Origin of the sequence: Zhouia spongiae, from assembly GCF_022760175.1 — a bacterium.
Taxonomy (GTDB): Bacteria; Bacteroidota; Bacteroidia; order Flavobacteriales; family Flavobacteriaceae; genus Zhouia; species Zhouia spongiae.
Genome location: NZ_CP094326.1, coordinates 1152398 through 1167285, shown reverse-complemented (window position 1 = coordinate 1167285; position 14888 = coordinate 1152398). Strand labels below are relative to the sequence as shown.

The 14888-nt window shown below is 38.2% G+C and carries 8 protein-coding genes; 4 read left to right on the top strand and 4 right to left on the bottom strand.

Going from position 1 to position 14888, the window contains the following annotated elements:
* Nucleotides 1-107: 107 nt before the first annotated feature.
* The 3 genes from mnmG to MQE36_RS05065 are packed head-to-tail and all read right to left on the bottom strand — an operon-like array spanning nt 108 to nt 5704.
* The gene (mnmG, locus tag MQE36_RS05075; protein WP_242938090.1) at nt 108-1979 is read right to left on the bottom strand and encodes a tRNA uridine-5-carboxymethylaminomethyl(34) synthesis enzyme MnmG; all 1872 of its coding nucleotides are present in this window, start codon (nt 1977-1979) and stop codon (nt 108-110) included.
* Between the two features lie 25 nt (nt 1980-2004).
* On the bottom strand, nt 2005-2427 hold the full coding sequence (ybeY, locus tag MQE36_RS05070; protein ID WP_242938089.1) for an rRNA maturation RNase YbeY: 423 nt from the start codon (nt 2425-2427) through the stop codon (nt 2005-2007).
* Entirely contained in the window at nt 2420-5704 is a 3285-nt protein-coding gene (locus MQE36_RS05065; protein ID WP_242938088.1) for a coiled-coil domain-containing protein, read from the bottom strand. The genes ybeY and MQE36_RS05065 overlap by 8 nt, the downstream gene beginning before the upstream one ends.
* 130 nt (nt 5705-5834) lie before the next feature.
* On the opposite strand from MQE36_RS05065, the gene gltX reads away from it, so the two are divergent.
* Nucleotides 5835-7382: a glutamate--tRNA ligase gene (gene gltX, locus MQE36_RS05060; RefSeq protein ID WP_242938087.1), complete on the top strand. Its 1548-nt coding sequence runs from the start codon at nt 5835-5837 to the stop codon at nt 7380-7382.
* A gap of 179 nt (nt 7383-7561) precedes the next feature.
* A complete protein-coding gene (locus MQE36_RS05055; protein ID WP_242938086.1) occupies nt 7562-8500 on the top strand; it encodes an SPFH domain-containing protein in 939 nt (312 codons plus the stop codon).
* A 233-nt stretch (nt 8501-8733) separates the two neighbouring features.
* Here MQE36_RS05055 and MQE36_RS05050 read toward each other — a convergent pair whose 3' ends face one another.
* On the bottom strand, nt 8734-10413 hold the full coding sequence (locus tag MQE36_RS05050) for a glutamine--tRNA ligase/YqeY domain fusion protein (protein WP_242938085.1): 1680 nt from the start codon (nt 10411-10413) through the stop codon (nt 8734-8736).
* 253 nt (nt 10414-10666) lie between these two features.
* On the opposite strand from MQE36_RS05050, the gene MQE36_RS05045 reads away from it, so the two are divergent.
* Together MQE36_RS05045 and MQE36_RS05040 are read left to right on the top strand one after the other, a co-directional pair.
* The gene (locus MQE36_RS05045; protein ID WP_242938084.1) at nt 10667-12850 is read left to right on the top strand and encodes a T9SS type B sorting domain-containing protein; all 2184 of its coding nucleotides are present in this window, start codon (nt 10667-10669) and stop codon (nt 12848-12850) included.
* 3 nt (nt 12851-12853) lie between these two features.
* Nucleotides 12854-14863 carry a PorP/SprF family type IX secretion system membrane protein gene (locus MQE36_RS05040; protein ID WP_242938083.1) on the top strand — a complete coding sequence of 670 codons (2010 nt, stop codon included), beginning with the start codon at nt 12854-12856 and terminating at the stop codon, nt 14861-14863.
* The last annotated feature ends 25 nt before the right edge of the window (nt 14864-14888 follow it).

The following is a 14888-nucleotide window of genomic DNA, read 5'->3' as shown; positions in this document are numbered from 1 at the left end:
GTTTTATTGTTTTAATAGTTGCACAAGGTAATACTTATTTTGGTATGGTATAAAAAAAGCAGGCTATAGCCTGCTTTTCTATAATTGTTCCACGTGGAACAATTTAATTATCTGCCCATGTAAACCAACATCACACTGATGTCGCTTGGTGAAACTCCGCTGATCCGTGATGCCTGTGATAATGTTGCAGGCTTTATTTTCTTTAATTTTTCTTTAGCTTCAAAAGATAATGACTTGAGTTTGTCGTAATCGAAATTATGAGGGATACGGATATTTTCCAGGCGGTTTAGCTTATCGGCATTGTTTTTTTCTTTTTCAATATATCCGGCGTATTTGATCTTGATTTCTGCCTGCTCCAGGATTTCATTATCTAATTCATTGTCGGTTATAAAATTATTCACACCTGCTAACTGACGCATATGATCTAATGTAACATTTGGGCGTGTAAACAACTTATACATTTTATCGGATTGTTTCATTTTAGAAGAGTCGATTTCTTCTAGAATGACATTAGCTTCTTCTGGTTTTACACTGGTGTCTTTAAAGAAATTTACCAACAGGTTAGATTTCGATAGTTTTTCTTCTACCCGATCCATTCTGTCTTTTCCTGCCAAACCGATGTTAAATGATTTATGGGTAAGTCTGATGTCGGCATTATCTTGTCTTAATAATGTTCTGTATTCAGCGCGGGAGGTGAACATTCTGTAAGGTTCCTCGGTGCCTTTTGTAATCAAGTCATCTATCAGAACACCAATATATGCTTCATTTCTTTTAAGTATGAATTCGTCTTTTTCCTGAGCTTTTAAACTGGCATTGATCCCGGCCATGAGTCCCTGGCTCGCTGCTTCTTCGTATCCGGTAGTACCGTTTATTTGTCCGGCAAAAAACAGACCGTCAACAAGTTTTGTCTCCAGGGTGTGTTTTAATTGAGTCGGCGGAAAATAATCGTATTCGATGGCATAACCGGGTCTGAAGAATTTTACATTCTCAAAACCTTCCACAGCACGTAATGCTTTAAACTGAACGTCTTCCGGAAGTGAGGTTGAAAACCCGTTTACATAGACCTCTACTGTATTCCATCCCTCCGGTTCAACAAAAAGCTGATGCCTGTCCTTGTCTGCAAAGCGGTTTATTTTGTCTTCTATAGACGGACAGTACCTCGGGCCGATGCTTTTAATTCTACCATTGAACATCGGAGATCTGTCAAAGCCTTCTTTTAGCAAGTCATGTACCAGACCGCTGGTATAGGTCATATGACAATCCCGTTGAGCTGCTAATGGTTTAGTGTTTTTGGAATAAGAAAATTTTTCCGGATGATCATCTCCCGGCTGAGAAATCATTTTGGAATAATTTAATGATCTTCCATCAACCCTCGGTGGAGTTCCTGTTTTCATCCTGCCTGATTCAAAGCCTATTTGAACAAGTTCTTCGGTGATTCCTGTTGCTGCTTTTTCTCCTGCTCTGCCCCCGCCAAATTGCTTGTCTCCAATATGAATCAAACCATTTAAAAAAGTTCCGTTGGTAAGCACAACGGTTTTAGCATAGATGCTCAGTCCAAGACTGGTTTTGACACCTTTTATTCGGTCGTTTTCTATAATTAGTCCGGCAACCATTTCCTGGTAAAAATCGACATTCCGGGTTTGCTCCAGCATCAATCGCCATTCTTCTGCAAACCGCATACGGTCGCTTTGCGCTCTTGGCGACCACATGGCAGGACCTTTGGATTTGTTAAGCATTTTGAACTGGATGGCCGTTTTGTCTGTAACAATACCGCTGTATCCGCCCAACGCATCAATCTCTCTGACGATCTGCCCTTTTGCTATACCTCCCATGGCAGGGTTGCACGACATCTGGGCAATATTTTGAAGATTCATGGTTACCAATAAGGTTTTTGAACCCATATTTGCAGCAGCAGCAGCAGCTTCAGAACCCGCATGTCCTGCCCCGACAACAATTACATCATATTCTTTATCAAACATAAACCTGTCTTTTTCTGTTATTTAATTAAGAGTGTTTCACGTGGAACATTGATATTTTTTCATCTTCTTTTTGACGCATCAATGTTTTTTCTTCTTTGGTCTTGTCCGGATAACCACAGTAATGAAGCACGCCGTGAATCATAACTCTTTTTAACTCATCTCCGAAAGGAATGTCTAATTCCGCTGAATTGTCTTTGACCCTTTCGACAGATATAAAAATATCTCCTCCTATCACGTTACCCTCTGTATAATCGAAACTGATAATATCGGTTAAGGTATCGTGATCCAAGTATTTAACATTTATTTTATGAAGATAATCATCGTCGCAAAAAATATAATTTAGTTCTCCTGTTTGACATTCTTCAGACTTAATGCATTGTTCTATCCATGCCTGGTACAACGCTGGTTGATCTAATTGAAATGTTGTTTCGTAATGAAAATTAATCATCGTTCTTAAAATACTGTTGAACCTTACGTTTGTAAATTTGCCGCAAAGGTAAGGTTTGTCTGTTTAAAATTTCAACCTGATTAAAATATTGTTGTATGTCAGGAGTTTGGTTTTGAATGTTATTGGTGAAATTCTTGATGTTTGTTTCGCTTTTGCGCTCATCTTTCCGACCTTGTTCAAAAGCTGCGTTGTCTAACTTTAATAACTGATGCTTTAATTGTAGCATTCGTTGTAATGTTTCGTTATTAAAACCTTTTTCTATAAGATCGTTTTCGATACGCTCCATTTCCTTCAATAACCTTTCTTTTTGCTGAGGGTTCCCTTTGCCAATTTTGTTTGACAACTGTTTCTCCAGTACCTGACGTAATTGTTGCTGTTGTTGAAATAAATTAAATAATTCTTCGCTCATTTGTTCGTTCAGTTCTGAACTGTTTTGTTTTCCGTTTACCTCCCCTTCTTTACCTTTTTCACCTTCTTTGCCTTCTTGCTGTTGCTTCATGCCCTTTTGCATTTGTTGATTTATTTGCTCTTGCGATTGAATTATATCGGGTAGTTGCATTTCCTGCCCTGAGCCTTTTCCGTTTCCGGAGCTCTGCGACATGGATTGTTGAAGGTTGTCTAGAATCTCACTCAAAAGATCTGATAATTCATTAGTAGCTGTGATAGCGTATTGCTGATTGGAAACCCCGATATAATAATTTGTTTCTGCAAAAGCTTCCAGACTTTTATCGATATTGTAATATACATCGGTAATGTTTTTGTTAATGACCTCAGTCATTTTTGGCTGCCTTAGTGAAAGTGCAAAAAGACTGTCATCTACATGTTTGAACAGCGCCTTTAAATCATTTTGTTTTTTAATGTATTGAGCAATGTTTGGATTATTGTCGTCAATATTATAGAAATGATCCATCAAATTTTCCTGATCTAAAGAAAATTGCAATAAATTATCCAGAATTTGCCTGAGCATTTCTATATCCTCGTTCAGGGATTCAGTGCTGCCCGCTTGCATAGACATAGAGAGCTTATTGGCCATTTTTTGCATTTTTTGAGAAGCGTTTTTTTGTGATTGTTTGGCTTTCTCATTGTTTTGCTGATCTAATGATTCTTGGGCCTTGTTTATTTCTTTGTCAGCATCTTGTTCCAGCTGTTTGTCGCGTTCCAGTTTAAACGGATCCTTTAATTCTTCATTTTCTTTTTGTAATTCGTCTAATTGATTTTTTGTATTCTGAAAATCTTCTTTAATTTTTTGTTGGTTATTCTTAGCAATACTATCATTGTTTTCTTTAATCAAATCTTCTTGATTTTTAGCTAAGTTTTTCAGATCGTTGCTAAGCTTTTCTGCTTTGGCAGCGATATAATAGCGCTTGGTAAGTTCCAATAGCTGTTCTAAATTCCGTTTGTTGTTTGTGTTGTTTTTTGAAAGTTCTTCAAGTCTCTTAGAAAGTTGGTCTTTTTGTATTTTTTCAGAAAGCTTTTCGATTTCTTCCATCAGTTTTTCATTTTTTTCCAGCTCTTTTTGTTGTCTTTCCAACCGTTCCTTCAATAATTCATTTGTTTCGCTTTTCTCAAATGCATCGAGATTTTCTTCGAGATTCTTTGAAAACTTTTTCATGAGTTCGTCTTGTTGTTTTTGACGTTGAATAAAGTTTTCCAGCTTCTTTCTATCCGAATAATTCAATTGGTTTTTTTCCTTGTTCAACTGAAGCATTTTGTTTAGTTCCTGTTTTTGAACTTCGGTTGATTGAACCGATTTGTCCAGATTGTCAATACTGTTTTTTTGTTGTTCTAACTGATGCTCTTCTCTTTCGCTCTGCGTAAGCCTGTTATAATTGTATATGTCACTGTTAGTGCTTTTACCCCCTCTGTAAGGATCGTTGTCTGTGATACGGAAAAAGTAGGAATACACGAGTCCGTCTTTAAGTTCAATGCCATTTGGAAACGAATAATAAAACTGGTCAAATGTTGTTTTTTGAACAGCTATAGGCAGAACCTTTTTATCCTTTTCATTGTTTGCAGGGTAATATACAAGTTCGAGTTTCTTTAAACCATAATCGTCCGATACCTGTCCCATATAATATACTAATTCACTGTTTAGCGAATCGACAGCTTGCCTGATACTTATTTTAGGATGTTCGTCTTTTATCATTTTAACCGAGAAACCTAATTCTTCATAGTTTTTCAGTTGCTCGTTATTTGTACTTAGTTTGTAATTAATATCAGAGAAAATAAGTTTTTCATGCTTAAAGAGCTGATTGTCATAAATAAAATCCTCAATGGTGTCTTTGGTGATAAAATGGATGGAATTTGTGTTTTTCGCATGAATAATCCATCTGATTTTAGTTCCTTCAGGAACATTCATATTCCCTGTGCTTTTTAAAACTTCATCTTTTTTATGTGTATATAAAGGATAATCTATCTGAAGGCTGAAATCATTTATTTTCGGAGTTTTAATCACATTTACTTTATAGGTTGAAGAATACACATCCGAAGCATAAATTCTAAATTCAAAGTTGTCTTTAGGCTGATTTATCTTGTATTCATACAAGCCGTTGCTTTTCTTTTGTAAATAATAGTTTTCGTCTTTTATCTGTATGCTTACATTTTCCGGAATTATATTCCCCGCAACCTGCACTTGCAGTGTAAATGGTGTGTCCTCTATAGCAGTTAAGCGATCATTAAGAACTAAAAACTTAAAAGGTGCCGGCGGCTCATAGGCAGTTTGGTAGTGAATAATTCTGTTATAACTATTTGAAAACCAGTGTGTTTTACCACTTATCCAAACGAGTAAAATAATAGATAATGGAATAAATACATACTTTAGATATTTTATATTTTGTTTGAAATTTACAGCTAGGTGAAAAGGAATTGGGTTGATTTCCAGTGATTTCTGTTCAATACTGGCGAGGAGAAGATCAGATTTTGTGTTATTTTTTGACAGCTGCAATAAGTTCGTAAGCTTATCTCCCACTTCAGGGAAATAATTTCCAATAATTTTTGATGCTTCCTCTTCGTCTAAACCTTTATTCAGCCTTAATAGTTTAATGACCGGGATTCCCAGGAAGCGGACAATCAAATACAGGGTAACGGCAACAAACAACCAAAATAAAACGGTTCTCCCAAATTCATTGAACCATATGAAATGTTCTAACGACAAGGTAATAAGACCGTAAAGCAAGAATATCGAAAGAAATAATATCCCGCCTCTTATCAGTTCATTAGTATGGTATCGTTTAATAAACTGCTTTAATTTATGTTGTATATGTTCGTAATTGTTCATTAGCATTGATTATAACTAATAAAGTTACAATTAATTCGTAATTATGTTAGATTAGTCAAGAGAATAGATTGTTAAAACTGATTTCTTTTGCCACTATAATAATTCATACTTTTGCATAAAATTTAAGAAAATGACTAAGAAAGTACGCGTTCGGTTTGCTCCGAGTCCTACAGGTCCCCTGCATATAGGTGGTGTTCGTACGGCTCTGTTCAACTATTTATTTGCTAAAAAAAATGGTGGTGATTTTGTACTTCGTATCGAAGATACCGACCAGAATCGTTATGTTGAAGGAGCAGAACAATACATTATAGACGCATTGAGTTGGTGCGGAATTCCTTTTGACGAAGGCCCGGGAAAAGAAGGAGATTTTGGACCGTACAGACAGAGTGAACGAAAAAATTTGTACAGGCAATATGCCGATCAGCTTATTGAAAACGGCTGGGCGTATTATGCTTTTGATACTGCTGGGGAATTAGATGAACAACGCAAGAATTGCGAAGCAGAAGGGAAGACTTTTATATATAACTGGCACAACCGTATGAATTTGAGTAACTCCCTTTCTTTATCAGAAGAAGAGGTAAATGCCAAGATTGAAGCCGGAGAGAATTATGTGGTCAGGTTTAAATCACCCGAAGGCGAATTTATTCACTTACAGGATAGTATCAGGGGAGATATTAAGATCGACTCGAATCTCTTAGACGATAAGGTGTTGTATAAAAGTGATGGGATGCCTACTTACCACCTCGCTAATATTGTTGATGATCATTTAATGGAAATCACACATGTAATTCGTGGAGAAGAATGGTTGCCATCACTGGCACTGCACGTTTTGCTTTATCGCGCTTTTGGGTGGAATGCACCGGAGTTTGCACATTTACCGCTTATTTTAAAACCGGTTGGTAAAGGAAAGCTTAGTAAAAGGGACGGCGACAAATTAGGGTTCCCTGTATTTCCTATGCAATGGACGGACCCTAAGACATCAGATGTTTCACGCGGGTATAAGGAAGATGGATATTTTCCGGATGCGCTGATGAATTTCCTGGCTTTCCTTGGCTGGAACCCCGGTACTGAACAAGAATTGTTCGGTATAGATGAATTAACAAATGCTTTTGATTTGAAGCGTGTCAATAAATCAGGAGCTCGTTTCGATCCGGAAAAAATCAAATGGTATAACCAGCAATACTTGCAACTTAAAAACAATGAGACGCTTGCAAAGCTTTTTATAAACCATATAGAAGCTGATGCTGCTATTTTAAGTGCTGTCGAGAAACCAGATACGCTTTTAACACTTAATTATGTAACTGACGTTGTTCGTTTGATAAAAGAGCGCGCTTCGTTTGTGGCAGATTTTTGGGATCTGGGCAGTTATTTCTTTAAATCCCCTCGGGAATACGATGCGAAAGCCGCTAAAAAACAATGGAAGGATAATACTTCCGCAATCATGAACGAGCTGATAGATGTGCTGGAGGGTATAAACGAATTTTCCTCTTCAAATACAGAAACGATAGTAAAAGAATGGATTGCAGAAAAAGAACTGGGCTTTGGACAGGTCATGCCGCCTTTCCGCTTGTCTTTGGTTGGCGAAATGAAAGGACCGCACGTCTTTGATATTGCTGCACTTATAGGCAAAGACGAAACAATTAGCCGAATTCAAAACGCCGTAAGCAATCTTTCATAACGATATTTAACGATCTCAGTTGAAGCGCCATCGAAATCTATTGCCGGCAAATTAAGGCCGGTTTCCGATAGCGCTTCAATTGATTTTTACCAGGTTTATTCATTCCCTGTAATTTTCTCCTCTTTCGAACTTTCTTTTTTTGTAAATTCACATTCATTAATTCATAAACCTAATTTTCCATGTTCGACTTTTTATTGTATCCCATTATATTTTTTGGGTTGGTAATTCTATTTAGCTCTTTTTTTATTGTAAAACAGCAAACAGCGGTAGTAATTGAAAGATTTGGGCGCTTTCAGAGCATACGTAATTCAGGACTACAGATGAAGATTCCGATTGTAGACCGTAAATCCGGGCGCCTGAGTTTGAAGATTCAGCAATTAGACGTGATTGTAGAAACGAAAACCCTCGATGATGTATTTGTTAAGCTTAAAGTTTCGGTACAATATGTAGTTATTAAGGATAAAGTATACGAAGCTTTTTATAAGCTTGAATATCCACACGACCAGATCACCTCTTATGTGTTTGATGTTGTCCGTGCAGAAGTACCCAAGATGAAACTGGATGACGTATTTGTAAAGAAAGACGACATTGCCATTGCCGTAAAACGGGAACTACAAGAAGCTATGCTCGACTATGGATACGATATTATTAAAACACTGGTTACAGATATAGATCCTGATGCTCAGGTAAAATCGGCCATGAACAGGATCAATGCTTCCGAACGCGAAAAGATTGCTGCACAGTTCGAAGGAGATGCACAGCGGATATTGATTGTAGAAAAAGCAAAGGCCGAGGCTGAAAGTAAACGCCTGCAAGGACAAGGTATAGCCGATCAGCGTAGGGAAATTGCGCGCGGACTCGAAGAATCTGTAGAGGTACTGAACAGGGTCGGTATCAATTCGCAGGAAGCTTCTGCCCTGATTGTGGTTACTCAACATTACGATACATTGCAGGCAATCGGGGAAGAAACAAACAGTAATTTGATTTTGTTGCCAAACTCTCCTCAGGCCGGCAGTAATATGTTAAATGATATGGTGGCTAGCTTTGTTGCCAGTAATCAAATCGGAGAAGCGATGAAAAAACAACAAAAGAAGAAAGACGGGGATTCTGAGAGCTAGAAACGAAAATAAAGCCTTTTAAGCGACTTTTTATTTGTTGCCCAGGGTTTCAGTGTAACAACAAAAGATCGTTTAAAAAAGAACGCTTCTTAAGCTCGTTTTTTATAGTTTAATCTGATAGCGAAACAGGTGTTTTATAAAAATTAACTATAATAAGTTTTAACTATCAGAATGTAGTTTTAAATAAAAAAACCCGAAGCGATCACTTCGGGTTTTTTTATGCTGGAAAAATATTATTTATCTTGAAGTTTTGCCCAGGTGTCCCTTAAACCAACTGTTTTGTTAAAAACGATATTTTCTTCTGTTGCATCTTTATCAACACAGAAATATCCCAGACGTTGAAACTGAAATTGTTCGCCCGGTTTACTTTCTGCCAAACTGGGTTCGGCAAAACCTTTTACGATTTTAAGCGATTCGGGATTGATGAATTCTAAAAAGTCCTTGTCTTCATGACCATCAGGTTCCGGATCCGTAAAGAGCCTGTCGTAGATTCTTACTTCGACTTCCCTTGCATGTGCAACAGATACCCAGTGTAAAGTACCTTTCACTTTTCTCATACTGGCTTCGGTACCACTTCCACTCCTGCTGTCTTCATCATAGGTACAGTAGATCTCGGTAATGTTTCCGTTTTCGTCCTTTACAACACTTTCCCCTTTAATGATATAAGCATTTTTAAGGCGGACCTCTTTCCCGAGGGTTAAACGGAAGAATTTACGGTTGGCCTCTTCTTTAAAATCTTCTCTTTCAATATAGATCTCACGCGAAAAAGGCACCTTTCTGTAAGTCATTACTTCTTCTTCCGGATTGTTTTCGGCATCAAGCCATTCTTCCTTTCCTTCAGGGTAGTTGGTGATGATAACCTTAACCGGATCCAGAACAGCCATTACACGATTGGCTTTTTTGTTAAGATCTTCACGGATACAAAATTCAAGTAAGGAAACATCGATTAAGTTTTCGCGTTTGGCAATACCAATCGTATCTGCAAATTTTTTGATAGAATCCGGGGTGTATCCACGTCTTCTTAAGCCTGATATAGTAGGCATTCTCGGATCATCCCAACCCGAAACAACCCCTTCTTCAACCAGACGAAGAAGTTTCCGTTTGCTAACAACCGTATGACTTAAATTTCTTCTGGCAAATTCCCGTTGTTTTGACCGCACTTTATTTTTATCATAAACCTGATCCAAAAACCAGTCGTACAATTCTCGGTGTGGTAAAAATTCGAGTGTACACAATGAATGAGACACTTGCTCTATATAATCACTTTCTCCATGAGCCCAGTCGTACATTGGGTAAATGTGCCAGTCGTTTCCTGTCCTGTGGTGTGCTTTGTTCAGAATACGGTACATTACCGGGTCTCGCATGAGCATATTCGTAGAACTCATATCAATTTTAGCCCTTAATACATGAGCACCTTCTTCAAATTCACCATTTTTCATTCCCTCAAAAATTTCGAGGTTCTCCGCTACCGATCGGTCTCTGTAAGGGCTTGGTGTACCTGGCTTTGTCGGGCTTCCTTTTTGTTCGGCTATCGTCTCAGAATTTTGACTGTCAACATAAGCTTTTCCCTTTTTAATCAGGGTTACAGCCCAATCGTATAATTGCTGAAAATAATCGGAAGCATAGCATTCCCTGTCCCATTCAAAACCAAGCCATTCCACATCTCTCTTAATGGCATCTACATACTCCTGCTCTTCTTTGGTCGGGTTCGTATCATCGAACCTTAAATTAACAGGAGCGTTATAACGATTCCCCAGGCCAAAGTTCAAACATATCGAGCTTGCATGCCCTATGTGTAAATAACCATTAGGCTCCGGTGGAAAACGAAATCGAAGTTGATCTTTTTTAACCCCCGCTTTTAAGTCGTCTTCAATAATATGTTCTATAAAATTTAATGATCTCTCTTCTGACATTTTGCAGCTTATTTAAGATTGCAAAATTAGTGAAATCCACGAGGTAATCAATGGCAATTTTTTAAAAAGACCGAATATATAAAACTGGGCGAAACGGATTTTTTTATCGAAAATTGTAAGCTTTTTATTAATAATTAAATAAAAAGTCTTATTTTAGATTTGTTAAAGGCCTTGTTGTGCCTGATAAGAGTCACCCCAAACACTTTTATCAGAGTTTCAGGAACTTTAGCAACTAATTGAACCTAACCGAATTATGGATAGAAAGTTACACCCCAACGCTATTCATCCTATTATGCTTATGGTGCTACTCCTTAGCGCGCAGTTTGCTATTGCCCAAACTTTAAAACAACCGGTTTTAGGTTTTTCCAATCCTTGTCCATCTGTAAATTTCAACGCTTTTGAAGTAGATTTTGAATGGGAGATACCTTTGGTAGAGAACGATAACGAATTTATTCTCGAACTATCAGATGCCAATGGAAATTTTGATAATCCGACAACCCTCAGTACCCTTTCTGATAAAAATACCGCTTTAAGTTTCACGTTTACATTCGGTTTCCCGGAAGACACCTATGGTGAGTATTATAAAATCAGGGTACGTAGCACAAATCCGGCCAGAACCAGTCCTGTGTCTAAAAGTTTCGCCGCCTATTACAGAACGGTTAATTCACCATTATTACTCAACAATGGAAGCGATGTCGTTTTGTGTAATGGCCCTCAGCTGTTAGAAGTTAATAATTATCCTGACGAGCCTCATTATAATTGGTATAAGGATTTTAACTTGATTCCCGGAGAGAAAAATGCTTACCTCGAAGTTACGGAGCCGGGTCTTTATTTTGTAGAAGTCGATTATGGCCTCTATTGCTCTATTGACACAGCCTCAAACCTGATAAGTGTTTCCCAGAACGATCAGTTTAGTGTAACCTTATCGGGAGAACCCAATATCGAACTTTGTGCAAATGACTCTTACACATGGACGGTTACAACCGATATTACCGCGGATGACAATTTTACTTATAATTGGTATAAAGGAGAGACATTGGTAGCTTCTACGGCTTCTGATACTTATACGATCACAGACAGTAATGGTGATGCTGCCGGAGAATACTATGTTGAAGTTGATCCCGGTTCCGGATGTTTGGCTTTATCTCCTTCGGTCATAGTCTCAATTAATGATTTTGAAGTAGCGACAGAGCCGGCCGGCAGTGTGGTTTTAATGCCTTCGCAGACAAAAACCATCAAGGCGACGACTACCGCATCAAACCCGGTATACCAGTGGTTTAAAAACGGCGTTGAGATTTCTGGCGAAACCTCAGCTATATTAACTGTTGATAACCCTGGTTCTTATGCTGTTTCGGTCAGGGAGACATCAGCTTGTGGTTTCACGAAAAAATCAACCCCTGTATCAGTATCAGATCCGTCAGATTTCGAAATAACAATAGTTGCGGATAATTATACGGCATGTTCATCTTCAAGTACTATATTGAAAATTAATGAGTTGAATGCCTTAGCCAATAATGGCGATATTATTCCGGTTGACGAAAGTATTATCAGCCAGTTTCAGTTTCAATGGTACCTGAATGGAAACAGGGTAACAGGTGCAACGGCACAACAAATTACTATCGACAATTCCACCTTAAACGGAACGTATTTTTTAAAAGGGATTTTAGCGTCTTTTGTAGCAGAATCTAATACTCTCGATATCAAAGTTGGAGTTCCCGCTCCTGAAATTACGGCAGATGCAGCGTATATATGTGAAGATATTCAGCAGCTGACCATTACATCATCGGTTACAGCTCCCGAATATACGTATAGCTGGTACCTGGATAATACCCTCTTGGAAGAAACAGGAACTACCTTAAAAACATTAAAGGCGGGGACATATGTGCTGAAAGTAAACAACGGCGGATGCGAAGTAAGCTCAGATCCACTTACGATCGAGCCGTATACCTCCGATCTGATTACATTGAATAAAGAAGGAATTATATACCTCCAAAAAGGACAATCAGAAGAAATTATAGCCGGTGGAGCAGATTCGTATATATGGTATGATGATGCACATCAGGTGATAGGCACCACAGCCGGTATAACGATTTCAGAAGAAGGGGTTTATACTTTGGTTGCTACAATTGGCAGTTGCGAACTCGTTAAAACGGTGGAGGCAGTACTTGAGGAAAGTACAATTATTCCGAATGTGATCAGCCCAAATGGTGATGGAATAAATGATACCTGGGCTATACCAGCAGAATACCTGAACAAGCCGGAAGTAAAAGTTGAGATATATACATCAAATGGAGATCTGATCTTTTCCCGCGCCAATTATCAGAATAACTGGCCGGAAAGTACCATCAGGTATTCAGGCAGAAATCCTGTGTATTATTACAGGATCATTAAAAGCGGAGAAACAATTAAAAAAGGAACAATAACAATAATAAAGTAAAATATGAGGCGACACCCCCTCCTACTCGCGATTGTATTTGTGTTTATTGGTTTGCATTTGAGTAATGCACAGGAAGAGGATCCGTATATCTCTATCGATATACCGTCGCAAAATATGTTGAAGTTTAACAGGTTTTTAATCAATCCTACTTTTTCAACAGTAAAAGAAACCAAGTCATATTTTAACTTATTCCACCGAAGTGAGTGGGATAACAGCAATAAGACCTATTTAGGGAGTTATTCCGGAAGGATTAACGACCGGACGGGACTTGGTTTGAGTGTGTACCATCAAAAATTTGGAGTGATTTCTAATTTTGGCCTGATGGGAAACTATACCTATGGTGTGCGCCTAAGCGAAAATGTAAATATGCACCTGGGGGTAAATTTATCTTACTACAATAGCGGTTTCGATCGAAGCGAAGCGCAAACGGTCGATATCGATCCTATAATTCAGGAACTTAACGGTAATTCCTTACTCTCCGTTCAGCCCGGATTCAACTTGGCAATTGGAAATTTTGATGTGGGTATCTATGCCGAGAACCTGGTAGATTTCAACCTGAATACAGGTGAGTCCGTAACCGAATTCAATGAAAAGACATTTTCCGGACATTTAATGTATACCAGGGAAATTGCAAACGGAACCGGATTAATGAAAGACGGTCGATATAGCATCCTGGCCAGAGCCAGAATGCGTGGAGATGATGATATTTCGCCATCTGCCAGCTTTATTTTAGACCTGCCGGTCGGTTGGTTTCAAACGGGTTATGACGATTACTATGGAGCGAGCGCAGGCGTTGGTTTTAATATCTCAAAAAGAATTTCAATTGGCTACGTATATGAAAAAGGATTAAAAAATCCGATCTCTAATTTCGGGTCTACCCACGAAATTAATTTTGCCTATTCCTTCCAGCCTCATTTAACAGACAACATGGTATTACAGGAAGAAGAAGATAATGTTTTACTGGAAGAAAAACTGGCATCATTAGCTGAAAACGAGGAGCTGGAAGAAGGAGATACGATAGTCGTGGAAAACGATACCGTTATCGTGTATAAAAGCGATGAAACGGCTATAGCAGATTTGATAGAAAAGAAACGCGATGCCATTCTTGGAAGCAGGGATACGACACTGGAGAAAAAAATAATAGCGAACAAGGATAGAAAAAGACAGTATGTCGAAAAATACATGGATCAAATAGCCGAAAAGGCGAAAAAAAATCCACAATATCAACAGCAAATAGCCGAATTAAAAGAAGAACTTGATATTGCTGATCAACCTGAAACATTGGTAGCAGAAACGAACCCGGCAAATATACCATCAACGGGAACAGGCATAAAAAAACGGTCTTATACAAAAACCGAAAGCAAGCCGGTTATTTACAATAAGACAAATAAAGACAACAAGTACCTGGTGATTGCCAATGTGTTTAAAGACCGCGAAAATTCAGCCCGTTTTATAGAACAGATGCAATCAAAGGGTATGAATGCCAGGTCATTTTCTAAAAACGGCCTGCATTATGTTTATTTAGATGAATATAGCAATTGGACAGATGCATCCGTGGCATCTGAAAATGGCTTGAATGGCCGGTATAATGATAAAACCTGGGTGTTAAGACAGCAAATAGATAACAGCAATAATCAATACGGAGGGGCAAGGGACCGGTGGACAAATGCCGGCTTGATGGAGTGTACAAAAGAGAATATCGAAAGACTTAATTCGATTACATTTAAAGGCTTTAGAGGGCATCAGGCATTACAGAAAATGCTGGATGATAAAATGAAAAATGGATATTACCTGATAGCCAATGTTTTTTCTGAGCATAAGAATGCATCGAGGTTTATCGATCAATTGAGGTCTATGGGCATCGAAGCACATTATTTTGTAAACCCGAATAACAATTATAGCTATGTATATCTGAATCAGGATATCTCTTTGCAAAGTGCTAAAACCTTATACAACCAAAATAAAGACAAGGAATATGCCTTTGACCTTTGGATCATGCATGTAAAGACATAGTAACTCAAAAAACTCAAAACAAAAC